Raw genomic sequence first — 23,341 nt, 5'->3', positions numbered from 1 at the left:
GGGGGCTCGGTACAGGGTGGAGCGGCCCGCGCGTGCGCGGGCCGCTCCCCTGTTCAGCCGGAGTGCTCCGCGTCCCCGGCCACCACGAGGAACGCGTCCGTCTCCAGGTCCATCACCACGCGCGCCGCGCGGCCCTGGGCACGCAGTCGCGCCGCGTACTCCTCGGCCGGCCAGGACCCTCGCGGCGCTCCCGCGGAAAACCGTCGCAACACCTCTGTTCGCATCTTTCCGGCACCTCCACCCGTCGCACTCTCACGGAACGCCCACGCCCTGTGGCGCTCCGCCGTCCCTGTTCTTCGCCTGCCCGCACCTGTTGCGTACATGCACGGCTCGTGGGCGCGGGACAGGAACCCGTTCGGCCGAGCGCTGCATCCGGGGCCCGGCCGCCGGGGGAAGGGCTCACGAAGGCGAATGTCCACCGTTTCCCCAGGAGTCGTCCGTGCGCGTCCGTGTCGTCCTGTTCACCTCCGACCTGCGGGTGCACGACCACCCGCCGCTGCGGGCCGCCCTCGACGCATCCGACGCGGTGGTGCCGCTGTTCGTCCGGGACAGCGGGATCGACGCGGCGTCCTTCACCGTGCCGAACCGGGAGGCGTTCCTCGCGGACTGCCTGCGGGACCTGGACGCGGGGCTGCGCGAGCGCGGCGGGCGGCTGATCCTGCGCGACGGCGACGTCACGGACGAGGTGGCGAAGGTGGTGTCGGAGACCGACGCGTGCGCGGTGCACCTCGCGGGCGGGGTGAGCCGGTACGCGCGGCGGCGCGAGGACGGGCTGCGGGCCGCGCTGCGGGGTCTGGGCTGCGAGGTGGTCGTCCATGACGCGGTGGTGACCTGTGTGCCGCCCGGGGAGGTGGCGCCCGCGGGCAAGGACCACTTCGCCGTGTTCACCCCGTACCACCGGCACTGGGACCAGCAGCCGGTGCGTTCCGTGGTGCGGGCGCCGCGCGCGATCACGGTGCCCGAGGGCGTCGGCTCGGCACCGTTGCCGCAGCGGGACAAGGTGCCGGGGGTGTCCCCGGGGCTCGCGGAGGGCGGCGAGGAGGCGGGCCGGAAGCGGCTCACGGCGTGGCTGCGGTCGGGGATCTCCGCGTACGAGGACCGCCACGACGATCTGCCGGGCGACGCCACCTCGAAGCTCTCCCCGCATCTGCACTTCGGCACGATCGGTCCGGTGGAGGCGGCGCAGCGCTCGCGCGCGGCGGGCGGTCCGGGCGCGGAGGCGTTCGTGCGGCAGCTCGCCTGGCGGGACTTCCACCACCAGGTCCTCGCCGCGCGCCCGGCCGCGGCGCACGACGACTACCGCACCCAGGGCGACCGCTGGCGCACCGCACGCTCGGCCCGCGAGGACATCGAGGCGTGGCAGGAGGGCCGTACGGGCTATCCGGTGGTGGACGCGGCGATGCGGCAGCTGCGGCACGAGGGCTGGATGCACAACCGGGGCCGGCTGATCGCGTCGAGCTTCCTGGTCAAGACGCTGTACGTCGACTGGCGGGTGGGCGCCCGGCACTTCCTCGACCTGCTGGTGGACGGGGACGTGGCGAACAACCAGCTGAACTGGCAGTGGATGGCGGGCACCGGCACGGACAGCCGGCCGAACCGGGTGCTCAATCCGCTGGCACAGGCCGAGCGTTACGACCCGGACGGCACCTACGTGCGGCGGTGGGTGCCGGAACTGGCCGGTCTGGAGGGCGCCGCGGTGCACCGGCCGTGGAAGCTGCGGGGTCTGGAGCGGGCCGCGTACGACTATCCGGATCCGATCGTCGAGCTGTCGGACGGTCTCGCGCGGTTCAAGCGGGCGCGGGGTCTCGACTGATCTCCGGGTAGAGCCGCCCGATCTGGTGCAGCGCCTCCGGCAGAGTCGTCGGATACAGGGCGCCCCGCACCCCGCGGCCCGCCCAGCCGGGGCCGCACAGCATCACGGCGGGTTTGCCGCGGGCGCCGCGCACGCCCCAGTGGGTCTCGGCGAGGTGCCGGGCCAGCGGCAGGCTCGCCGTGGAGCGGGCCTGCGCCCACAGCACGACGACGCGCGGCCCGGTCCTGCGCACGGCGGCGGAGACCGCCTCGACGGGCACGGCGGCGCCGAACATCCTTTGCGGCACGCCGAGTTCACCCAGGGCGGCGCTCAGCGCCTCCAGCGGAAGGACGTGCTGTTCGGCGGGCACGCAGGCGAGCACGAGCGGCGGCAACGCGGACACCGGGGCGACGGGGACGGCCTGGTGGAGGGCGCGCGAGACGTGCCAGGACAGCAGGTGCTCGACCTCCACGTACCGGTCGCCGGCCTCCTCCCACTTGCGGCCCACCAGGTGCAGCACCGGCACCATCACGTCCTGCCAGGAGGACACCAGGCCGTGGTTCCGCACGGCGTCGGCGAGCAGGCTGTGCACGGTGGGGGCGTCGAGCCGGGTCGCGGCGCGCGCGATGCCCCGGGTCAGCCGCTCAGGGGAGGCGGGGGCGGTCGCCCTGGCGGCGGCCCGGACCTGCCGGGGCAGCGCCGGGGGGCCCGTCATCAGGCGTTTGCGGGCCAGGCGTGCGGCTTCGGCGGGCGGCAGGCCCGTGGTGGTGAGCCGGCACATCTCCTCGACGACCGCGACGTCGTCGTCCGTCCAGCGCCGGTGGCGGCCCGTGGACCGCTGGACGGGCCCGAGTCCGTAGCGCCGGTCCCAGCTGCGCAGCGTCGTCGGGGAGACCCCGAGCCGCCGCGCGAGGGCTCCCGTGGTGACGCCGGGCCCTTCTTCCGGCGTTTGCGCCTGCGACGGTTGCGCGTGCCGTACCTCTCGCCCCTCGTCCATTCGGCTCACGATACGACGCACAAGCGATGCGAGTTGCCGGGATGGCGAAGCCGTTTCCAGGATGACCGGGCCACGGCCGGGTGTGCTGCCCGCCTGCCCGCTCGTGGACGCCACAAGGTGAGTTCACGACCGTTTCCAGGAGTTGACGAGACATCGATGAGCACAGCGGTGCGGCGGCGCGTACTGGATCTGCGCACGGCATCGGAGGCCGTTCTGGCGGACGGGATGGCGGCCGGTGACCCGGCGTGTCTCGCCGAGGTGTACCGGCGCTGGGCGCCGTTGGTGCACCGGCTCGCCGGGCGGGCGCTCGGCGACTCCTGCGACGCCGAGGACGTGGTGCAGCAGGTCTTTCTCGCCGCCTGGCGCGGGCGTTCCGGCTACCGGCCGGAACTCGGCTCGGCGGCGGCCTGGCTGACCGGCATCACCCGGCGCCGGATCGCGGACGCGCTCGCGGCCCGCGCCCGCCGCGCGACCCTCGTGGACCTCGCGGCCTCCCGGTACTCGGCGCGGACGGCGTCCGTGGAGTCGGCGCTCGACCGGATCGTGATGACCCAGGAGCTGGCGAGGCTGCCGGTCCCCCAGCGCACCGTGCTGTGTCTGGCGTTCTACGAGGATCTGACCCAGCCGCAGATCGCCGAGCGCACCGGCTGGCCGCTGGGCACGGTCAAGAGTCATGCGCGGCGCGGCATGCAGCGGCTCAGCCTCCGCCTGGGGCTCGTCCGGGGACAGGGCTGAGGGAAGTCGGCGCGGAGGTGCATCCGCCGGGCGCGGAACCGGGGAAGAAAGGTTGCGCCTCAGAGGACTCCGATCCCGCGCGGCCTCGGGTGGCCCGGACCCCGCCGCCCCGACGGTCGCGACACGGCGGTCGCCTCTGAGGCCGGTCACGTGTCTGAGGCCGGTCGCGTGAGTGAAGGCTCACGGCTAGGCTGAATGATCATGAATGCGTCTTCCGTCCGGTTCCGTGACGTTCCCGAGTCAGAGATCCCGCGCGCCCTGGCCCTGGCCTATCTCGTCTTCCACGAGTCTCCCGAGAGCGACCTGCGGAGCCGGCACGAGAAGACGCTCGCCACCTGCCTGCGGATCGGCGCCTACGAGGACGACGAGCTGGTGGGTTTCGCGGCCGCGCACCCCTTCGACCTGTCCGTGCCCGGCGGCGGTGAACTGGCCTGTCCGGGGCTGACGTTCGTGTCGGTGGCCCCGACGCACCGCCGGCGCGGCGTGCTGTCGGGCATGATCGGTGAACTCTTCGCGCGCTGCGTGGCCCAGGGTGCGCCGCTGGTCGCCCTGTGGGCCTCGGAGGCGTCGATCTACGGGCGTTTCGGCTTCGGCCCCGGTTCGTACGGCACGACGGTGGAGATCGACACCCGTCGTCCGCTGGCCCTGCGCATTCCGCCGGATCCCCGCCCCCTGCGTCTCGTCGACACGGAGGCGGCGCCCGATGTGCTGGGCCCGTACTTCGAGGGGACGAGGTCCCGTCGGGCGGGGCGGCTCGCGCGCACCCGGGACTGGTGGCACGAGGAGTGGCTGGCCGAGAAGGACGAGGAGGACGACGAGTTCTCGCCGGCCCGGGTGGTGGTGCTCGGCGAACCGCTCGCCGGATACGCGATCTACCGTACGAAGCAGGGCGAGGCGGCGTCGCAGGTGCGGGGGCTGGTGCGTCTGGACGAGTTGGAGGCGGACTCCCCGGAGGTCGCGGCGGCGCTGTGGACCTATCTGGCCGGGATCGATCTGACGGACCGGGTGCGGGCCTGGGGGCGTCCGGTCGACGATCCGCTGCCGCTGTTCGCGGGCGATCTCGACCAGGTGCGGGTCACGGAGGAGTTTCCGGCGCTGTGGGTGCGGCTCGTCGACGTCCGTACGGCGCTGGCCGCGCGCTCCTGGAACGCGCCGGTGGACGTGGTGCTCGAGGTCCGCGACCCGCTCCTGCCCGCCAACGACGGGACGTTCCGGCTGATCGCGTCCCCCGACGGCTTCTCGTACGCCCCGACCGGGGACGCTCCCGACCTGTCCCTGGAGGTGCGCGATCTGGCGAGCGCCTTCATGGGGTCGGTGACCGTGTCCGCGCTCGTGGCGGCGGGGCTGGTCACCGAGCACACGCCGGGCGCGGCGCCGATGCTCGACGCCGCGCTGTCCGCCGGGTTGTCGCCGCACACGGCGGACGCGTTCTGAACTCCCTCCGGACGGGCGGGAGTCCGGGTTCAGTGCAGGATCAGTGTGGGGTCAGCACTCCATCTTCCAGGTGTGCGAGTCCCCGCTGTCGTTGCCCCAGCTGTCGTAGGGGATCTCCTGGCCCGGGGCCAGACAGACCGTGCCGAGTCCGATCAGGCCGGGGTTCTCGTAGACCTGGACGTGGTCCTTGATGCCGGGTCCGGAGATGCCGTGGTTGGCCCAGGAGGAGTCCTCGTCCTGGATGCCGGGCTCCCAGTCGTGGTCGTCGCCGGACCAGTTCCAGCGCATCCCGGTGTAGTTGGCGTCGGTCCAGGCGCAGAACTCGCCGCTGGGGCACTGGGCGGCGTACGCGGTGGTGGTGACGGCGGCGCCGCCGAGGGCGAGCGCGGCGGCGGCGAGCAGGGCGAGCGGGTGCTTCATGGGGTTCCTCCGGTGGGGTCGGGCGTGGTGCGCAGGATCCGTGCGGACACGTCGAGCGCGTGGGCGCGCAGCCGGCGCCACGTGGTCAGGTCGGCCCGGTGCCGCTCGCGCACGGCGGCGAGCGAGGTGTGGCGCCAGGCGGCTTCGGGCTTGAGGTTGTTGACGACGGTCGAGACCTGGAACCAGCGCTTCTGATCGCCGTAGAGCGTGCGCTGGGCGGCGGCGAGGCAGCCGTCGGTGTGGGCGCGGACGGGGATGCCGTTCGCCAGGGTCAGGGACAGTTCGGCGGGCGGCCGGCCGAACAGGGCGTCGGCGACGCGCTCTTCGTCGGCCGGGCTCTGTGCGCGCTGTCCGGGCCGGGGCGGGGTGAGTCCCCGGTCGGTCAGACAGTGGTCGGCGAGCACCAGTTGGGCTGCTCTGACGGTGTCGTCCGGCGAGCGGGCCGGACCGGTCGGGCGGTTGCTCGCGCAGCCGGCGAGCAGCAGGGCGCCCGTGACGAGCGCGAGGGTCCGGACGCGGGTGCGGTGGATCATGGCCGGTTCAGCCCTGCTCGCACCCCATGGTGTTGTCGCTGACGCCGTCCAATTTGCCGACCCACTCCCAGTTCTCGGAGTAGTCGTCGCGCCGGATCTCGCGGTAGAGGCAGTTGGAAACGGTGTAGCTGATCGCGTAGACGCTCTGGCCCACGCGGGATTCGAAGGACGCGGCACGGCGCTGTGTGCCGTTCTCGGCCTCGGCGTATCCGGGTGGCGCATAGCACCAGGCCTGGCCGTGCTGGCCGGGTTCGGTCCAGAAGCAGACCTGGCCGGGTCCTTTCTCGGCCTGAGCGCCGGACGCGGCCGGCACGAGTGCGGCCGTGGCGGCGAGCAGCGCGAGGGTGAATGCGTATCTGTGTTTCATTTGGGCGGCCCCGAGGTGGTCGTTCTCACTGTGCGTGACCACACTCCCCGTGCGCGGGGGCCCGCACGCACGCATTCACCCGTGACGGCGATTAGTCAGGTCATACCGACGCGGGCACGGGGGCCTCGGCGCGCGGCACGGTGCGGGCCATGCGCAGGGCGTCCACCGACTCGGCGAGGAGTTCGTACTCGGTGGTGTCGTCGCGGGTGGCGAGCCGGACGAGACGGCCGCCGGCCAGTTCCTCGGCGACGCGCTCCTGGTGTTCGGTGTCCGCGCACCAGGCCCGCAGCAGGGAGGGCACGTCGGGGGCGTCGTCGGCGACGGGCATCAGGGCGCCCTCGGGCAGGTGCGGCAGGTCGGGCCGCGGGTCGAGGCGTTCGGCGATCCAGGTGGCGCGGTCGCGCAACCACCACAGGGCGAGGGGGAGGGTCGGGGCCCGGTAGGTACCGAGCGGGACACCCACGCGCTGTCCGCCGCATATTCCGTATGCGGTGACATGGCACAGGAATTCGTCGTGCACGATCTCCCCCATTGCCTGGCGCCATTGATCACTTACGCGGTGGCGCGTGATCAGTAATCGACCCGTACGGCGGGAGGTGGCCGGTCAATGGGTCTGCCGGCTACCGCGGCCCGCCGATTCCGCACAATGTTCAACCGTCCCACTTGTCGAGTATCGGCACTCGCCGCTCCCTGTCACCACGCTTTTCACGCCAGTCTTCCGGCATATTCGCGGCCTCCATTGGCCGAAATGCGCCGCGTCGACGACACTGCACACCATGCACTCACATGACCTGCTCATTGACGGTTACAACCGCATTAAGGAAGAGGTGCACGGGGTCGTCGGCGGGCTTTCCCCGGAGCAGTTGCAGGCGCGGCCCGGCGACGGGGCGAATTCGATCGCCTGGCTGATCTGGCATCTCACGCGCGTGCAGGACGATCACGTCGCCGACGCGGCCGGGACCGACCAGGTGTGGCTCGCGCAGGGCTGGGCCGAGCGGTTCGATCTGCCGCTGGACCGGACGGACACCGGGTACGGGCACACGGCGAAGGAGGTCGGCCAGGTGCGCGTCGCCTCCGGGGAGCTGCTGCTCGGCTACCACGACGCGGTGCACGAGCAGAGCCTGGGCTGTCTCTCCGGCCTCACGGACGCCGATCTGGACCGGATCGTCGACGATCGGTGGGATCCGGCGGTGACACTCGGGGTGCGCCTGGTGAGTGTGCTCTCGGACGATCTGCAGCACGTGGGGCAGGCCGCGTACGCGCGGGGACTGCTCTGACACCTCACCACCACCGGGCCCCGGAGGCCCGCTCCGCGGCGGCGCCGAACCTCGTGTTCGGCGCCGTTCTCGTACCCCCCGAACTCCTCGTCCCTCCACAGGTCTTGACAACGGGAATGGTCTGGACCAACTTTGGCGCACGACATCGGTGGCCACCGTCGTCCACATCCGCCCTACTCCTCTCCCCCGGAGGCATTCTGTGGACCGTGCTCGTCATGGCAGACCCGGCGCACCCCGGCGCCTTGCCGCCGCGCTCGCCGTCACCTCGGCGGCCGCGCTCGGCGTGACCGCGCTCGCCGCCCCCGCTCAGGCCGCCGACGTCAACGTCGCCAAGAACGCCGGCTTCGAGTCGGACCTGAGCAACTGGACCTGTAGCGCGGGCAGCGGCGCGACCGTCTCGTCCCCCGTGCACGGCGGCGCCAAGGCGCTCAAGGCCACACCGGCGGGCCAGGACACCGCCCAGTGCAGCCAGACCGTCGCGGTGAAGCCCAACTCGACGTACACCCTGAGCAGTTGGGTGCAGGGCAGCTATGTGTACCTCGGCGCGAGCGGCACCGGCACCACCGACGTGTCGACGTGGACCCCGGGCGCCTCGTCCTGGCAGCAGCTGACCACCAGCTTCAAGACCGGCGCGAGCACGACCTCCGTCACGATCTACACGCACGGCTGGTACGGGCAGGGCGCGTACTACGTCGACGACGTGAACGTCTTCGGCCCCGACGGGGGCGGCGGCAGCGACCCCGTGGTGATCCCGGGCACGCCGTCCGGGCTCGCCGCGGGCGCCACCACGTCCTCCACGGTGGACCTGTCCTGGACGCCGGTCTCCGGCGCGACCGGCTACAACGTCTACCGGGGCGGCACGAAGGTCGCCTCGACCACGGGCGCCTCCGCCACGGTCACCGGCCTGACCGCCGACACCTCGTACAGCTTCCAGGTCAGCGCCACGAACGCGGCCGGTGAGTCGGCCAAGTCGACCGCCGTGAGCGCGCGCACCGCGCCGACCGGGGGCGGGAACCCCGGTGGCGGCACCGTGCCCAAGCACGCGCTGACCGGGTACTGGCAGAACTTCAACAACGGCGCGACCGTGCAGAAGCTCCGCGACGTCTCCTCGCAGTACGACATCATCGCGGTGTCGTTCGCCGACGCGACGACCACGCCCGGCCAGATCACCTTCAACCTGGACCCGGCCGTCGGCTACGCCTCCGCCGCGGACTTCAAGGCGGACATCGCGGCCAAGCACACGGCCGGCAAGTCGGTGATCCTGTCGGTCGGCGGCGAGAAGGGCAGCATCTCGGTCAACAGCGACGCCTCCGCGACGGCGTTCGCCAACAGCGCGTACGCGCTCATGCAGGAGTACGGCTTCGACGGTGTCGACATCGACCTGGAGAACGGCCTCAACTCCACTTACATGACGAAGGCGCTGCGGGCCCTGGCGGCGAAGGCGGGCTCCAAGTTCGTCCTCACCATGGCGCCGCAGACGATCGACATGCAGTCCACGTCGGGCGAGTACTTCAAGACGGCGCTCAACGTGAAGGACATCCTCACGGTCGTCAACATGCAGTACTACAACAGCGGTTCGATGCTCGGCTGCGACGGCAAGGTCTACAGCCAGGGCTCGGTGGACTTCCTCACCGCGCTCGCCTGCATCCAGCTGGAGGGCGGCCTCGACCCGTCGCAGGTCGGGCTCGGTGTCCCGGCCTCCACGCGCGGCGCGGGCAGCGGTTATGTCGACCCGTCCGTGGTGAACAACGCGCTCGACTGCCTCGCGCGGGGCACTGGATGCGGCTCGTTCAAGCCCGCGAAGACCTACCCGGGGCTGCGCGGCGCGATGACCTGGTCCACGAACTGGGACGCCACGGCGGGCAGCGCGTGGTCCAACTCCGTCGGACCGAAGGTGCACAGCCTGCCGTAGCAACGGCGAAAAGCGGTCAGCCGCCCAGGAAGAGCATCGTCCCGTCGGGCCCCAGGGCCTCCACGCGGGCACCGTGCTCGACCGTGCGGCTGACCGTGCAGTACTTCTCATGGGTCAGGCGGACACCGCGCTCGAAGGTGTCCGCCGCCGCCGTGTCGCCCTCCGGCAGCTCCAGTTCGTAGCTGATCCGCACCCTGCCGACACGGCCGTCGTCCTCGGGGCGGGAGACGGACTCGACGACGATCCGCAGGTCGTCGTGGGGGACGGTGCGCGCGGTGCGGTCGAGGACGAGGCCGCCGCAGCCGCCGAGCGCGGCGAGCAGCAGTTCCACGGGGGTGAAGGACGGCTGGGCGCCCGCCGAGTCGGCGGGGGCGATGCGGACCTCGGCGCCCCGGTCGTTGCGGGCGGTCCAGTCGCGCTCGCCGTTGCGTACGGTTTCGATGCGGTAGTCGGCCATGGCGGAACCGTAACCAGGGCCGGGCCGCACACCGCGCAGGCGGCACCGGCGCGGCGGGGCCCGGCGCCCGGCCCGCCCCGGTCAGGGCCCCTGGACGTCGCCCCGGGTGGACGAGGCGAGGGTGTCGCGGTGGGCGAAGTCGCCGGGCGGGATGCCCGGGTGGTGCCCCGCGCCGGACGGCTCGGCCGCGGTGGCCGCGGGCCCCAGGGTGAGCCGGGAGACGATGCGGTAGCGGTCGCCGCGGTAGAGGGAGTGGACGTACTCGACGGGCCGGCCGGTGGTGTCGGACGTGAGCCGCTCGAACAGCAGGGCCGGGGACAGCTCCGGCACGTCGAGGAGGTCGGCCTCCGCGCGGCTGACGACGGTCGGCTCGATGGCCTGGGTCGCTTCGCGGACGTGAACGTCGTGATGCGCCCGCAGATGCTCGTACAGGTCACCGCTCTCCAGCTCCTGCGCGCTGAGCCCCGGGACGAGGTCGGCGGCGATGTGCAGGTGCTCGATGGCCATCGGCGCGCCGTCGACGAGCCGCAGCCGGGCCACGTACACGATCTTCGCGGCCGGTGACAGGCGCAGCCTGCGGCCGACGCGGGCGCCCGCCGGGATCGTGGTGAACTCCAGGAGCCGGCTCGACCAGGCGCCCGCGGCCTGCGGCACCGTCAGCGCCTGTTCCCGCGCGACGAGTTCCTGGGTGATCTTCTCCGGGGCGACGAACATGCCGCGTCCGTGTTCGCGGACGAGAAGGCCGGCGGCGACGAGTTCGTCGACCGCGGCGCGCAGGGTGGGCCGGGAGACTCCGAGAGCGGCGCAGAGCGTGCGCTCGGAGGGGATCGGGTCTCCGGGGCGCTGCGACTCGATGAGTTCGAGGATGTGGTCGCGCACCCGCTCCCGCTTGAGCACCGCTCCCGGGGTGCCTGCGTTCACCTCGGCGTTCACTCCCGCCCCCTCGTGTCGTACGACCAGTTACCTGACCAGTTCACCACGCGGATCCATTGATCGACAACTTCCGCAGTTCAACAGGGGGGTTGACGCGCTCAATGGTCTATGCCAGCTTTCTCCACCATCAGAGGTCACCTGACCAGTTGGAGAACTGGTCAGGTCCGGCACCCCAGAGGTGAACCGTGAAGCTCCGCTTGCTCGCCGGTGTGTCCGCGCTCGTCGCGGTGACCGGGCTCAGTGCCTGCAGTTCGTCCGACTCCACCGACGGGGGGTCCGGCGACGGCGGCCGGACCACCCTCGACGTGTGGCTGATGCGCGACAGCGTCTCGGCCGCCTTCCAGAAGGACTTCGAGAAGGGCTTCGAGGCCGCGCACCCGGACATCGACGTGCGCATCCAGATCCAGGAGTGGGACGGCATCGGGGAGAAGGTCACGGCCGCGCTGGCCAGCAACGACGCGCCCGACGTCATCGAGACCGGCAACACCCAGGTCGCCCAGTTCGCGCAGAGCGGCGGCCTGCTGGACCTGAGCGACAAGGTCGGCGACCTCGGCGGCAAGGACTGGCTCAAGGGCCTCGCCGAGCCCGGCGCCTACGAGGGCAAGCAGTACGGGATCCCGTACTACGCGGCGAACCGGGTCGTCGTCTACCGCAAGGACCTCTTCGAGAAGGCCGGCGTCGACGCCGCGAAGATCAAGACGCGTGAGCAGTGGCTCGCCGCCACCCGCAAGCTGAACAAGGGATCCGAGCAGGGGATCTACTTGCCCGGGCAGAACTGGTACACCCTGTCGGGCTTCGTCTGGGACGAGGGCGGCGACCTCGCCACCGAGTCCGGCGGGAAGTGGAAGGGCGCCCTCGACTCCCCCGAGGCGCTGCGCGCGATGGCCTTCTACAAGAAGCTCCAGGCGCTCGGCAAGGGCCCCAAGGACTCCGACGAGGCACAGCCGCCGCAGGCCGAGGTCATGGCCAAGGGCACGGTCGCCCAGCTCATCAGCGTGCCCGGCGGCGCCGCGGTGGTCGCCCAGAACAACCCCGAACTGAAGGACAAGCTGGGCTTCTTCCCGATCCCCGGCAAGAGCGCGGACACGCCCGGCGCGGTGTTCACCGGCGGGTCGGACCTCGTCATACCGACCGTCTCGCAGCACCACGACGCCGCGTACACCTTCGTCAAGGCGCTGACCGGCGACGCCTGGCAGAAGAAGCTCGCCCTCGCGATGAGCTACGTGCCGAACAAGACGACGCTGGCCGGGGCCGTCGCCAAGGACCCGGGCGCCTCGACGATGGCGGTCGGCGCGGCCGTCGGGCACGCGACGCCGAACACGCCCGAGTGGGCGGCCGTCGAGGCGAAGAACCCGATCAAGGACTACATGACGGCCGTGCTGGCGGGCGGGGATCCGGAGCGGGAGGCGAAGAAGGCGTCCGACGCCATCACCTCGGCGATGTCCTCCGGTTCGTGACCGCCGGTACCTCCGACTCCCCCGCCCGGCCTCCCTGCCCGGCTCCCCTGCCCGGCTTCCCCGCCCGGCTTCTCTCTTCCGAAAGGAGCGTGTGCCGTGTCGGTCGTCCGTGAACGGACCGCCCCGCGCCCTCTCGCCCGGCCGCCCCGGCGCACGCCGGGCCCGGCCCGCCGCACCACCATGGCGGGCGTCTGGCCCTATCTGCTGGTGGCGCCGGCCGTGCTCGGCATGCTGTACCTGCTGGTCTATCCGCTGGCCCGGGCCGTCCTGATCTCGTTCCAGGACTTCGGGCTGCGCCAGCTCATCCTCGGCGACGCCCACTTCACCGGGTTCGACAACTACCGGACGCTGCTGGGCGCGCCGGAGTTCTGGACGGTGGTGCGCCGCACGTTCCTGTTCATGGCGATCAACGTCGTCCTCATCATGGTGCTCGCCACGCTGGTGGCGCTCATGGTGGAGCGGCTCGGCCGGTTCGGCCGCACCGCGGTGCTCAGCGCGCTGGTGCTGACCTGGGCGATGCCGGTGGTCGCGGCGACGACGGTGTTCCAGTGGCTGTTCCACTCCGAGTTCGGAGTGGTCAACCACGCGCTGACCGGTCTGGGGTTCAGCCGCTTCGAGGGCTATCCGTGGCTGGCGCACGGGCCCGCGGCCTTCGCCATCCTGGTGGCGCTGATCGTGTGGCAGTCGGTGCCGTTCGCGGCGATCACCCTGTACTCGGCGCTCACCACCGTGCCGGCCGAGCTGTACGAGGCGGCCCGGATCGACGGCGCCTCGGGCGTGCGCGTCTTCCGCTCGGTCACGCTGCCGATCGTGCGGCCGATCTTCATGCTGGTGGTCTCCCTCGAAGTGATCTGGACGTTCAAGGCGTTCGTGCAGATCTGGGTGATGACCCGCGGCGGCCCCGGTGACGCCACGACGATCCTGCCCGTGTACGCGGTGCAGACCGCCCTCGCCGGACAGCGCTACGACCTGGGGGCGGCCGCGTCGATGATCACGGTGGTGCTGATGTCCGGGGTGCTCGTCGCCTACTTCCGGCAGATGTTCCGTCAGGAGGCAGAGCTGTGAGCACGCCCCGGGCGCTGCGCCGCCTCCCGCTCAACGTCGCCGCGACCGTCACCGTCGTCGTGTGCCTGTTCCCCGTGTACTGGATGGTCGCGACCGCCTTCAAGCCGTCCCGGGACATCCAGTCGGAGAACCCTCAACTGCTGCCGCAGAGCTGGACCCTCGACCACTTCCGGCGGGCGATCGACGCGGACGGGTTCGGGCTGTTCTGGCGCAACAGCGTGCTGGTCACGCTCGGCGCCGTGGCACTGGCGCTGGTCGTCGCGCTCGGCGCCTCGTTCGCCGTGGCGCGGATGCGGTGGCGCGGACGGCGGCAGTTCATGCTGATGGTGTTCGTCGCGCAGATGGCGCCGTGGGAATCGCTGATCATTCCCGTGTACATCATCTCGCGGGACACCGGCATGCTGGACCGGCTGCCCACCCTGACCCTCGTCTACTTCATGATGACGCTGCCGTTCACCATCGTGGTGCTGCGCGGCTTCATCGCGACGATCCCCGCCGAGCTGGAGGAGTCGGCCCAGGTCGACGGCTGTACGCGGGCCGGCGCGTTCCGGCACATCGCGTTCCCGCTGCTCGCGCCCGGCCTGATGGCGACGTCGCTGTTCGGCTACATCACGGCGTGGAACGAGTTCGCGTACGCCAACTTCCTCATCATCAAGGAGCAGGACCACCGGACGCTGCCGGTGTGGCTGTCCTCGTTCCACAACACGTTCGGCACCGACTGGGGCGCCACGATGGCCGCCTCCACCCTGTTCGCGCTGCCCGCCCTGGCGATCTTCCTGCTGCTCCAGCGGCATGTGACGTCGGGTTTCGCGGCCGGCGCCGTCAAGGGCTGACCCCCTCGCCTCGGAGGTTCCCCGTGCCCGCACCCCTGCCCGCACTCGTCCCCCTCCCCACCCAACTCACCCACCGCCCGGGCCACTTCACGCTGTCCGCGTCGACAGCGGTCCGGGTCTCCCCCGGCGCATCGGCGGCCGCCGATCTGCTCCGCACCCTCCTCGCACCCGCCACCGGGCTGCCGCTGCCCGCCTCGCCCGACGGCGCGTTCGTGCTCGCGCTCGATCCGGACCTCGGCGGTCTGGGCGCCGAGGGATACGGCCTGACGGTCGCCCCGGACGCGGTCCTCCTGCGCGCCGCCCATCTCACGGGGCTGCTGCGCGGAATCCAGACGGTGCGTCAGCTGCTGCCCGTCGAAGCGCTCGCGGACAGGGCTCGGCCCGGCGTCGCGTGGCGGCTGCCCTGCATCGAGATCACGGATGTGCCCCGGCACTCCTGGCGCGGCTTCATGCTCGACGTGGCGCGCCACTTCCAACCGGTATCCGTGCTGCGGCGCACCGTCGACCTCCTCGCCCTGCACAAGCTCAACGTGCTGCATCTGCACCTCACCGACGATCAGGGATGGCGGATGCCGGTCGCGGCGTACCCGCTGCTGACCGAGGTCGGCGGCCGGCGCACCGATCCCGTCCCGCACGAAGGGGCGTACACCCGCCGGGAGTTGCGGGACCTCGTCGCGTACGCCGCCGCCCGTGGTGTCACCGTGGTCCCGGAGATCGAGATGCCGGGCCATGCGCGCGCCGCGCTCGCCGCGTACCCGGAGCTCGGCAACGTCCCCGGGCGGCGACTGGACGTGTGGCCGCTCTGGGGCGTGTGCGACACGGTCTTCGGCGTGCACGAGCCGGTCCTCGACTTCTGCCGCACCGTCCTCGACGAGGTGGCCGACGTCTTCCCGTCGCGGTACATCCACATCGGCGGCGACGAGTGCCCCACCACCGAGTGGGCGGCGAGCCCGCGGGCGCGGGAACGGGCCGCCGCCGAGGGGCTGGCCCACACCGACGCGCTGCGCGACTGGTTCCTGAACCGGATCGGCAGCCATCTGCTCGGCCGCGGCCGCACTCCGGTGGTGTGGGCCGAGACCGGAGAGGGGCTGCCGACGCAGTTCGCGGTGATGACCTGGCGCGACCCCGAGCACACCCGGATCGCGCTGAAGCGCGGCCATCCCGTGATCAGCTGCCAGCACCGCGCGTCGTATCTGGACTACGCGCAGACCGACTCCCCGGACGAGCCGCACGCGGAGCCCGGCCTGGTGGTCGGCCTGCGCACGGTCCACGAGCACGAGCCGCCGACGGACCCGGACGCCTCGGGACGGCTCCTCGGCGCGCAGGCCCAGTTGTGGACCGAGTACGCCCCCACCGTCGACCACATCGACCGCAGGATCTTCCCCCGTCTGTCCGCGCTCGCCGACCGTGCCTGGCACGGCTCCCCGTCCTGGCCGGACTTCCGTGTCCGGCTCGGCGCGCACGGCGCCCGGCTCGCCGCGCTCGGCGTGCGGCACGGGCCGCTCGACCCGTACGTCCCCGACCCCCACGGTTCCGGAAGGGAACAGTCATGAGAAGGACCCCCAGGACAGCCGGCGCAACCCGGACGGCTCTCGCCTGTGCCGTCGCCGGCGCGCTCGGCTGCGTGAGTCTGCTCGCGCTCCCGCAGGGCGCCGCCGCGGCCGACGGCGCCCTCAGCGTCCAGTACCACACCGGCAGCACCGGCAGCGACCAGGCGGAACCCTGGCTGAAGGTACGCAACACCGGCTCCTCCGCCGTCGCCCTGAGCGGCGTCAAGCTCCGCTACTACTTCAAGGCCGACTCCGCGAGCGCGGGTTATCGCTTCGCCTGCTCGTGGGCGGTCCGGGGCTGCGCCCACGTCACCGGCACCTTCGGCACCCTCGCCCATCCGACCGCGACCGCCGACCGGTATCTGGAGATCGGCTTCACGTCCGACGCGGGCACGCTCGCCGCCGGCGCCGACACGGGCGATCTGCAACTGCGCTTCTACCGCTCGGACTGGCAGCCGCTGAACCAGGCCGACGACTACTCGTTCAGTGCCGTGCAGACCGCGTACGGGAACTGGTCGAAGGTGACCGCGCAGCTCGGCGGCGCCACGGTGTGGGGCACGGCCCCCGAGGGCAACGACCCCACCGATCCCACGGACCCGACCGATCCCACCGACCCGCCGGGGGACGGCGCGACCCTCTTCGACGACTTCTCGTACACGGCGTACAACGACCCGCGGATCGCGGCCAACGGCTGGAGCGTGCGCTCCAACTCCGGCGGGCCCGGTGTGCCGGGGGCGACCTGGGCGCCGGAGAAGGTGACGTTCCCCGTCGCGTCGGGCAACACCGTGATGAACCTGGAGACGTCGACGTCGGGCACCGGCGAGAGCACGAAGCAGACCGAAGTGCTCACGAAGGCCACCAAGTTCAAGAACGGCACCTACGCGGCGCGGGTGCGGTTCGCGGACGCGCCGAAGAGCGGACCCGACGGGGACCATCTCGTCCAGACGTTCTTCACGATCAACGACCTCAAGGCGCCGATGGCCGACGACTACGCCGAGTACGACTTCGAGTACCTGCCCAACGGCGGCTGGGGCGAGCCGTCGAACATCCTCTACACGACGTCCTGGGAGACCTACAACCCCGATCCGTGGCAGGCGGTGAACCAGCACACGGAGGGCCGGCAGAGCTACAACGGCTGGCACGACCTGGTCCTCACCATCGACAACAGCTCCATCCGCTACTACGTCGACGGACAGCTGTTCGGCACGCACGACGCCGCCTACCTGCCCGAGCGGCCGATGTCGATCAACTTCAACCAGTGGCTGATCGACCTGGCCGGCAACACCAGCACCACCGCGCGCGCCTACGACGAGCAGGTGGACTACGTGCTGCACGTCAAGGACCAGGTGCTCACCCCGGCACAGGTCACGGCGAAGGTGGCCGCCTACCGCTCGGCCGGCAAGGCGTTCGAGGACACCGTGCCGTCGGCGTGAGGTGACAGGGGGGCGGGGAGTCCGTGCGCCCCACACGCCCGGACTCCCCGGTGGTGCTCCCCCACCTCTGACGGCCGGCCCGGGAGTCGGCAGCGGCCGCCGCGGGCCAGAGTCTGCCGCGCGGCGGCCGGGATCTCATCCCGCACCCTCGGCTTTAGGTAACCTTGCGTGTTTAATCAGTGGCGGGAAGTGACGGAAGCGGGGCGTCACGACCCGTGCGGCGCACCGGAGTCGCTGTCGCGAACAGGCCCGTCTGGCGTGATCACTCCGCCTCAACTAAGGCCGGAAGTCCGCCCCGGCTCCTGTCCGGGCAAGCGCTTGCCGCACCGGGCGCAGTAGCGCGCGTCGCTCTCGTCGGTGGCCCGGCCGCAGTCCGCGCAGACCCGCGGCAGCAGACAGGGCGCCTCGCCGCCCTGCGCGGTGACGGGGGCGGCGGCGCGGCGGATGGTCATGCCGGGCCGCCTGCGGTGCGCCGTGAGGTAGACGAGCCCGTCGTCGCCCGCGCCGACGGCCCGCTCCTCGCCGCGCGGCACGAACAGCACGGTGCCCGGCACCAGTTCCTCCTCCGCGCCCGCCCGCCACAGCGTGCCGCCGCCCTCGGCGATGTAGAGCAGCACGTCGAGGTCGGGTTCGACGTGCGGCGTGCCGCGGGTGCCCGGCCGCAGCCGGAGGACGTTGGCGTCCAGCTGCCGGGCCGCGCCGTCGAGGCGCCACAGGGCTCCGGTGGCGCCGGGGTCCGCTGTTGCGAGGACGTCGGTGAGGGTGACGTGGGCGGCGGGCATGGTGTCGTACTCCTCCGTGGTGTTCGGGCCATCCGCAGCCTACGGAGTCCGCTGTCGCACGGCACTCCGGCCGGCGCGCGGCGCTCAGGAGCCGTCGAGGAAGGCGATCACCGGGGGCGTCGCCTCGTCGGCGAACTCCTCGAAGTAGGCGTGCCGGCCGCCGGGGACCAGGAACAGCCGGGCGCCGGGGATGCGTCCGGTCAGCAGCGGGGCGTTGGCCGTCGGGTTGAAGTCGTCGTCGGTGCCGTGCACGACGAGGGTGGGCGCGGCGATCCGCGGCAGCGCGTCCCAGGCGTCGTGCCGGGCGCTGGCGCGCAGGTGGCGGCGGCGGGCGTGCGGGGGCATCGCCGGGTCGCCGAGGGTGTGGAACGGGCCGGGGCGCGTGACGGTGTACGCGGGTGTGTACATCAGGTCGAGGAGGGCCGCGCGGGCCGCGTCCGGGTCGGGATCGGCGAGGGCCCTGCGGACGGCGGGGCCGCGCTCGGCGCCGTGCGGCGCGCCCGGTGACGTGCAGCCGAGGACGAGGCGGTCGACGCGCGCGAGGTGGTCGGCGGCCAGCCACTGGGCGACGCGGCCGCCCATCGACGTCCCGTAGACATGAGCCCGGTCGACGCCGGCGGCGTCGAGGACGGCGACGGCGTCCCGGGCGAAGTTCGGCGTGCTGTACGTGTCGGTGTCCGGGGCGTCGCTTTCACCGGTGCCGCGCCAGTCCATGACGACGGTGGTGAAGTGCGCGGCGAACCGGTCGCGCACCGTATCCCACCAGCGGTGATGGTTGGACTGGCCGGCCAGCAGCAGGAGTGGGGCACCGCTGCCGATGACGTCGTAGTGGAGCGCGGCACCGTCGGCCGCCTGTGCGTGGGGCATGGTCGTGGATTCTCCCTCATCGCAACTCCCTCTGTTCAAACGGTGGACTGCACAACATCACTCTGCAATTCTCCAACAACTAAACGCAAGAACTCGATGGTGATCGTTCGCCTCATTCGCTTCACCGCGCCGACGGGCGCGGGGACAGGGGAGTCATGATCGGACAGTTCGTGCCGAGACCCGGCAGACGGAGAGCGGGGGGTGGATGGCGCGCCTTCGCGGTGGCGGTGCTCGCCCTCACCCTGGCGCTCCTCGGTCTTCCGGCGGTCTCGGCGCAGGCCGCGGGCGGCCCGAATCTCGCCGCGGGTGCCACCGCCAAGGCGAGCAGCGCCAAGGCGGACTACGGCGCGGGGAACGTCTCGGACGGCAACGCCTCGACGTACTGGGAGAGTTCGGGATCCGACTTCCCGCAGTGGGTGCAGGTCGACCTGGGCACGTCGGCCCGCGTCGACGAGGTGGTGCTGCGGCTGCCCGCGGCATGGGAGAGCCGCACGCAGACCCTGTCGGTGCAGGGCAGCGCGGACGGGCAGACCTTCGACACCTTGAAGGCGTCGGCCCAGTACTCCTTCGCGCAAGGGTCGTCGAACACGGTGACCGTGTCCTTCGGCGCGACCCAGACCCGCTATGTGCGGGTCGTCGTGACGGCCAACTCGGGCTGGCAGGCCGCCCAGTTGTCGGAGCTGGAGGTGCACGGCAGCAGCGATTCCTCGGCGAACCTGGCGCGCGGGCGGACCTTCACGGCGAGCTCGACCACGCAGACGTACCTGGCGGCGAACGCCGGTGACGGCAACGCCGCCACCTACTGGGAGAGCCAGAACAACGCGCTGCCGCAGTGGATCCAGGTCGACCTGGGCGCGTCGGTGCAGGTGAACCGCGTGGTGCTGCGACTGCCGTCGACGTGGGAGAACCGCACGCAGACGCTGACGCTCCAGGGCAGCACGAACGGCAGCGACTTCACCGACCTCGTCGCGTCGAAGGCCTACGACTTCAGCGCGGCCAACGGGCAGGCGCAGACGCTGTCGTTCAACACGGTGACGACGCGCTACGTGCGGGTGAAGGTCACCGGCAACACGGTCCAGCAGGCCGGTCAGCTCTCGGAGCTCGAGGTGTACGGGCCCACGGCCGGCGACACCCAGGCACCGTCCGCGCCCACCTCGCTGGCCTACACCGAGCCCGCGACCGGGCAGATCAAGCTGACGTGGAAGGCGGCCACGGACAACGTCAAGGTCACCGGTTACGACATCTACGCCAACAACCAGCTGCGCGCCTCGGTCGACGGCGACACGCTCACGTACACGGACAACCAGCCCGCGTCGGCGACCCTCACCTACTACGTGCGGGCCAAGGACGCGGCGGGCAACCAGTCCGCGAACAGCAACTCCGTGACCCGGACCGGCGCTTCGGGCGACACGCAGGCGCCGACCGCACCGTCGAACCTGGCCTTCACCGAGGCGACGGCGGGCCAGGTCAAGCTGACCTGGGGCGCCTCCACCGACAATGTGAAGGTCACGGGCTACGACCTCTACGCGAACGGGCAGCTGCTGAAGTCCGTCGCCGGTGACGTCACGACGTACACCGACACGCAGCCGCAGTCGGCGACGGTCACCTACACGGTGCGCGCGAAGGACGCCGCGGGCAACGTGTCGGCCGCCAGCAACTCCGTGACCCGCAACGGATCGACGTCGAACGACGCGAACCTCGCCGTGGGCAAGCCGGTGACGGCCTCCTCCTCGACCTTCACCTACGTCGCCGAGAACGCGGTGGACGACGACACCAGCACCTACTGGGAGGGCGCGGCCGGGGCGTACCCGGGCACGCTGACGGTCAAGCTCGGCTCCAACGCGGACCTGTCGTCGGTCGTGGTGAAGCTCAACCCGGACGCGGCCTGGTCGGCGCGGACGCAGAAGATCGAGGTGCTGGGCCGGGAGCAGAAGGCCTCCGCCTTCACGACGCTGGTCGCGGCGAAGGACTACTCCTTCTCCCCCGCGAGCGGCAACAAGGTGAGCATCCCGCTGAGCGGCCGCGTCGCGGACGTGCGCCTGTCCGTCACCGCCAACTCCGGCTCCTCGGGCGCGCAGGTCGCGGAGTTCCAGGTGCTCGGCACGCCGGCGCCCAACCCCGACCTGGTGGTCACCGGCATCACGTCGAAGCCTGACGCGCCGGTCGAGTCGGACAAGATCACGCTGTCGGCGACCGTCCGCAACGCGGGCACGCAGGCCGCCGACGCCACCGACCTCGACTTCCTGCTCGGTTCGCAGAAGGTCGGCACCGCTTCCGTGAGCGCGCTCGCGGCGGGCGCCACCGCGACCGTCAGCGCGGACATCGGGGCGCGCGACGCGGGCACGTACACGGTCGGCGCGGTCGTCGACCCGAGCGGGCTCGTGATCGAGCAGAACGAGGGCAACAACAGCTACACCAGTCCGACGTCGCTGGTCGTCAAGCCGGTGACGAGCGCGGACCTGATCGCCTCGCCGGTGGCGTGGTCGCCGAGCGCGCCCGCCGAGGGCGACGCGGTCGACTTCACCGTCGCCATCAAGAACCAGGGCAACCAGGCCAGTTCGAGCAGCGCGCACGGGATCACGCTCACCGTGACCGACTCCGACGGCACGGTCGTCAAGACGCTCACGGGTTCGGCGAGCGGCGCGATCGCGGCCGGAAGCACCACGGCCCCGGTCAAGCTGGGCACCTGGACGGCGGGCAAGGGCAAGTTCACGGTGAAGACGGTGATCGCCGACGACGCCAACGAGCTGGCCGTCAAGCGCGCCAACAACACCTCCTCGCAGCCGCTGTTCGTCGGGCGCGGCGCCAGCATGCCGTACGACATGTACGAGGCGGAGGACGGCACGGCGGGCGGCGGCGCGAAGTCCGTCGGCCCGAACCGCACGGTCGGCGACCTGGCGGGCGAGGCCTCGGGCCGCAAGGCCGTGACCCTGGGCTCGACCGGTTCGTACGTCGAGTGGACGACGAAGGCCCCGACGAACACCCTCGTCACCCGCTTCTCGATGCCGGACTCGGCCGGTGGCGGCGGCACCAACTCCACGCTGAACGTCTACGTCGACGGCACGTTCCTCAAGGCCATCGACCTGACGTCGAAGTACGCGTGGCTGTACGGCAACGAGACCGGGCCCGGCAACACGCCGAGCGCGGGCGGGCCGCGGCACATCTACGACGAGGCGAACCTGCTGCTCGGCACAACCGTGCCGAAGGGCAGCAAGATCCGGCTGCAGAAGGACGCCGCGAACGGATCCACGTACACGATCGACTACGTCAACCTGGAGGAGGCCACCCAGCTGCCCAACCCGGACCCGGCGACCTACACCGTGCCGACCGGCTTCTCGCAGCAGGCCGTGCAGGACGCCCTGGACAAGGTGCGGATGGACACGACGGGCAAGCTCGTCGGCGTCTACCTGCCGGCCGGTGACTACGAGACCTCGAACAAGTTCCAGGTCTACGGCAAGGCCGTGAAGGTGGTCGGCGCCGGTCCCTGGTTCACCCGGTTCCACACGCCGTCGTCGCAGGAGAACACCGACGCGGGCTTCCGCGCGGAGGCGAGCGCCAACGGATCGACGTTCGCGCACTTCTCCTTCTTCGGGAACTACACCTCGCGCATCGACGGCCCCGGCAAGGTGTTCGACTTCTCCAACGTCGCCGACATCACCATCGACGACATCTGGAACGAGCACACGGTGTGCCTGTACTGGGGCGCCAACACCGACCGGGTCACCATCAAGAACTCCCGGATCCGGGACACGTTCGCCGACGGCGTCAACATGACGAACGGCTCGACGGACAACCACGTCGTGAACAACGAGGCGCGTTCGACCGGTGACGACAGCTTCGCGCTGTTCTCGGCGATCGACGCGGGCGGCGCGGACGAGAAGAACAACGTGTACGAGAACCTGACGTCGCTGCTCACCTGGCGGGCCGCCGGTATCGCGGTCTACGGCGGGTACGACAACACGTTCCGCAACATGCTCATCGCGGACACGCTCGTCTACTCCGGCGTCACGATCAGCTCGCTGGACTTCGGCTACCCGATGAACGGCTTCGGGACGGGTCCGACGGCCATCGAGAACACCTCGATCGTCCGCTCCGGCGGGCACTTCTGGGGCGGGCAGACCTTCCCCGGGATCTGGATGTTCTCGGCGTCCAAGGTGTTCCAGGGCATCCGCGTCAACGACGTGGACATCCTCGACCCGACGTACAGCGGCATCATGTTCCAGACCAACTACGTGGGAGGCCAGCCGCAGTTCCCGATCAAGGACACGATCCTGACCGACGTCACCATCTCGGGCGCGCACAAGAGCGGCGACGCCTATGACGCCAAGTCCGGCTTCGGACTGTGGGCGAACGAGATGCCGGAGGCCGGGCAGGGTCCGGCGGTCGGTGAAGTGACCTTCCACAATCTGAAGTTGAGCGACAACGCGGTGGACGTCCGCAACACGACGTCCACGTTCAAGATCAACCAGCTCCCGTAGGACGACAGTACGGCAGGGG

At 71.4% G+C, this 23,341-nt stretch carries 21 protein-coding genes; 11 read left to right on the top strand and 10 right to left on the bottom strand.

From position 1 onward, the window contains the following. Positions 1-53: 53 nt before the first annotated feature. A complete protein-coding gene (locus ABII15_RS37595) occupies positions 54-224 on the bottom strand; it encodes a hypothetical protein (RefSeq protein ID WP_353946778.1) in 171 nt (56 codons plus the stop codon). A 215-nt stretch (positions 225-439) separates the two neighbouring features. Here ABII15_RS37595 and ABII15_RS37590 point away from each other — a divergent pair, with 215 nt between their 5' ends. Beyond that, positions 440-1,813, top strand: a complete 1,374-nt coding sequence (locus ABII15_RS37590) for a deoxyribodipyrimidine photo-lyase (protein ID WP_353946777.1) — start codon at positions 440-442, stop codon at positions 1,811-1,813. Here the strand turns inward: ABII15_RS37590 and ABII15_RS37585 are convergent. Continuing rightward, positions 1,788-2,789: a MerR family transcriptional regulator gene (locus ABII15_RS37585; protein ID WP_353946776.1), complete on the bottom strand. Its 1,002-nt coding sequence runs from the start codon at positions 2,787-2,789 to the stop codon at positions 1,788-1,790. The two genes, ABII15_RS37590 and ABII15_RS37585, sit on opposite strands and share 26 nt — an antisense overlap. A gap of 156 nt (positions 2,790-2,945) precedes the next feature. On the opposite strand from ABII15_RS37585, the gene ABII15_RS37580 reads away from it, so the two are divergent. Further along, on the top strand, positions 2,946-3,524 hold the full coding sequence (locus tag ABII15_RS37580; RefSeq protein ID WP_353946775.1) for a sigma-70 family RNA polymerase sigma factor: 579 nt from the start codon (positions 2,946-2,948) through the stop codon (positions 3,522-3,524). Between the two features lie 201 nt (positions 3,525-3,725). Continuing rightward, positions 3,726-4,958, top strand: a complete 1,233-nt coding sequence (locus tag ABII15_RS37575) for a GNAT family N-acetyltransferase (RefSeq protein ID WP_353946774.1) — start codon at positions 3,726-3,728, stop codon at positions 4,956-4,958. Positions 4,959-5,009: 51 nt separating this feature from the next. Here the strand turns inward: ABII15_RS37575 and ABII15_RS37570 are convergent, their stop codons facing one another. From ABII15_RS37570 to ABII15_RS37555, 4 genes are all read right to left on the bottom strand, one after another. Beyond that, positions 5,010-5,378: a peptidase inhibitor family I36 protein gene (locus ABII15_RS37570; RefSeq protein ID WP_353946773.1), complete on the bottom strand. Its 369-nt coding sequence runs from the start codon at positions 5,376-5,378 to the stop codon at positions 5,010-5,012. Continuing rightward, a complete protein-coding gene (locus ABII15_RS37565; RefSeq protein WP_353946772.1) occupies positions 5,375-5,911 on the bottom strand; it encodes a hypothetical protein in 537 nt (178 codons plus the stop codon). Before ABII15_RS37565 ends, ABII15_RS37570 begins: the two co-directional genes overlap by 4 nt. A 7-nt stretch (positions 5,912-5,918) precedes the next feature. Beyond that, entirely contained in the window at positions 5,919-6,278 is a 360-nt protein-coding gene (locus ABII15_RS37560) for a hypothetical protein (RefSeq protein WP_353946771.1), read from the bottom strand. Positions 6,279-6,378: 100 nt separating this feature from the next. Further along, the gene (locus tag ABII15_RS37555; RefSeq protein ID WP_353946770.1) at positions 6,379-6,798 is read right to left on the bottom strand and encodes a hypothetical protein; all 420 of its coding nucleotides are present in this window, start codon (positions 6,796-6,798) and stop codon (positions 6,379-6,381) included. A gap of 256 nt (positions 6,799-7,054) precedes the next feature. Here ABII15_RS37555 and ABII15_RS37550 point away from each other — a divergent pair, with 256 nt between their 5' ends. After that, on the top strand, positions 7,055-7,555 hold the full coding sequence (locus ABII15_RS37550) for a DinB family protein (RefSeq protein WP_353946769.1): 501 nt from the start codon (positions 7,055-7,057) through the stop codon (positions 7,553-7,555). Between the two features lie 199 nt (positions 7,556-7,754). Next, positions 7,755-9,467, top strand: a complete 1,713-nt coding sequence (locus ABII15_RS37545) for a glycoside hydrolase family 18 protein (RefSeq protein ID WP_353946768.1) — start codon at positions 7,755-7,757, stop codon at positions 9,465-9,467. A gap of 16 nt (positions 9,468-9,483) precedes the next feature. On the opposite strand, the gene ABII15_RS37540 is transcribed toward ABII15_RS37545, so the two are convergent. After that, complete coding sequence (locus ABII15_RS37540; protein WP_353946767.1) at positions 9,484-9,924, bottom strand: OsmC family protein; 441 nt, start codon at positions 9,922-9,924, stop codon at positions 9,484-9,486. A gap of 81 nt (positions 9,925-10,005) precedes the next feature. Beyond that, complete coding sequence (locus ABII15_RS37535) at positions 10,006-10,845, bottom strand: GntR family transcriptional regulator (RefSeq protein WP_353946766.1); 840 nt, start codon at positions 10,843-10,845, stop codon at positions 10,006-10,008. 197 nt (positions 10,846-11,042) lie between these two features. Here ABII15_RS37535 and ABII15_RS37530 point away from each other — a divergent pair, with 197 nt between their 5' ends. The 5 genes from ABII15_RS37530 to ABII15_RS37510 all read left to right on the top strand — a co-directional run bounded on the left by ABII15_RS37530 (position 11,043) and on the right by ABII15_RS37510 (position 17,195). After that, a complete protein-coding gene (locus ABII15_RS37530; protein ID WP_353946765.1) occupies positions 11,043-12,314 on the top strand; it encodes an extracellular solute-binding protein in 1,272 nt (423 codons plus the stop codon). 96 nt (positions 12,315-12,410) lie between these two features. Next, positions 12,411-13,379: a sugar ABC transporter permease gene (locus ABII15_RS37525; RefSeq protein WP_353946764.1), complete on the top strand. Its 969-nt coding sequence runs from the start codon at positions 12,411-12,413 to the stop codon at positions 13,377-13,379. After that, a complete protein-coding gene (locus ABII15_RS37520; protein WP_353946763.1) occupies positions 13,376-14,212 on the top strand; it encodes a carbohydrate ABC transporter permease in 837 nt (278 codons plus the stop codon). Before ABII15_RS37525 ends, ABII15_RS37520 begins: the two co-directional genes overlap by 4 nt. A 23-nt stretch (positions 14,213-14,235) precedes the next feature. Continuing rightward, a complete protein-coding gene (locus ABII15_RS37515; RefSeq protein ID WP_353946762.1) occupies positions 14,236-15,765 on the top strand; it encodes a beta-N-acetylhexosaminidase in 1,530 nt (509 codons plus the stop codon). Continuing rightward, positions 15,762-17,195, top strand: coding sequence for a cellulose binding domain-containing protein (locus ABII15_RS37510; protein ID WP_353946761.1), 1,434 nt, complete (start codon positions 15,762-15,764; stop codon positions 17,193-17,195). Before ABII15_RS37515 ends, ABII15_RS37510 begins: the two co-directional genes overlap by 4 nt. A gap of 272 nt (positions 17,196-17,467) precedes the next feature. On the opposite strand, the gene ABII15_RS37505 is transcribed toward ABII15_RS37510, so the two are convergent. Together ABII15_RS37505 and ABII15_RS37500 are read right to left on the bottom strand one after the other, a co-directional pair. Beyond that, on the bottom strand, positions 17,468-17,977 hold the full coding sequence (locus ABII15_RS37505) for a cupin domain-containing protein (RefSeq protein ID WP_353946760.1): 510 nt from the start codon (positions 17,975-17,977) through the stop codon (positions 17,468-17,470). A gap of 84 nt (positions 17,978-18,061) precedes the next feature. Further along, the gene (locus tag ABII15_RS37500) at positions 18,062-18,844 is read right to left on the bottom strand and encodes an alpha/beta fold hydrolase (protein WP_353946759.1); all 783 of its coding nucleotides are present in this window, start codon (positions 18,842-18,844) and stop codon (positions 18,062-18,064) included. Between the two features lie 155 nt (positions 18,845-18,999). Between ABII15_RS37500 and ABII15_RS37495 the strand changes: the two genes are divergently transcribed. Next, positions 19,000-23,322: a discoidin domain-containing protein gene (locus ABII15_RS37495; protein ID WP_353946758.1), complete on the top strand. Its 4,323-nt coding sequence runs from the start codon at positions 19,000-19,002 to the stop codon at positions 23,320-23,322. The last annotated feature ends 19 nt before the right edge of the window (positions 23,323-23,341 follow it).

This window comes from Streptomyces sp. HUAS MG91 (genome assembly GCF_040529335.1).
Lineage (GTDB): Bacteria > Actinomycetota > Actinomycetes > Streptomycetales > Streptomycetaceae > Streptomyces > Streptomyces tabacisoli.
This window is presented reverse-complemented; position numbering and strand designations above follow the sequence as displayed.

Bases quoted from the DNA above. Each gene is read 5' to 3' on its own strand.
- ABII15_RS37595 (WP_353946778.1), bottom strand. From the start codon at position 224: ATGCGAACAGAGGTGTTGCGACGGTTTTCCGCGGGAGCGCCGCGAGGG.
- ABII15_RS37585 (WP_353946776.1), bottom strand. From the start codon at position 2,789: ATGGACGAGGGGCGAGAGGTACGGCACGCGCAACCGTCGCAGGCGCAA.
- ABII15_RS37580 (WP_353946775.1), top strand. From the start codon at position 2,946: ATGAGCACAGCGGTGCGGCGGCGCGTACTGGATCTGCGCACGGCATCG.
- ABII15_RS37575 (WP_353946774.1), top strand. From the start codon at position 3,726: ATGAATGCGTCTTCCGTCCGGTTCCGTGACGTTCCCGAGTCAGAGATC.
- ABII15_RS37570 (WP_353946773.1), bottom strand. From the start codon at position 5,378: ATGAAGCACCCGCTCGCCCTGCTCGCCGCCGCCGCGCTCGCCCTCGGC.
- ABII15_RS37565 (WP_353946772.1), bottom strand. From the start codon at position 5,911: ATGATCCACCGCACCCGCGTCCGGACCCTCGCGCTCGTCACGGGCGCC.
- ABII15_RS37560 (WP_353946771.1), bottom strand. From the start codon at position 6,278: ATGAAACACAGATACGCATTCACCCTCGCGCTGCTCGCCGCCACGGCC.
- ABII15_RS37550 (WP_353946769.1), top strand. From the start codon at position 7,055: ATGCACTCACATGACCTGCTCATTGACGGTTACAACCGCATTAAGGAA.
- ABII15_RS37540 (WP_353946767.1), bottom strand. From the start codon at position 9,924: ATGGCCGACTACCGCATCGAAACCGTACGCAACGGCGAGCGCGACTGG.
- ABII15_RS37510 (WP_353946761.1), top strand. From the start codon at position 15,762: ATGAGAAGGACCCCCAGGACAGCCGGCGCAACCCGGACGGCTCTCGCC.
- ABII15_RS37505 (WP_353946760.1), bottom strand. From the start codon at position 17,977: ATGCCCGCCGCCCACGTCACCCTCACCGACGTCCTCGCAACAGCGGAC.
- ABII15_RS37500 (WP_353946759.1), bottom strand. From the start codon at position 18,844: ATGCCCCACGCACAGGCGGCCGACGGTGCCGCGCTCCACTACGACGTC.
- ABII15_RS37495 (WP_353946758.1), top strand. From the start codon at position 19,000: ATGATCGGACAGTTCGTGCCGAGACCCGGCAGACGGAGAGCGGGGGGT.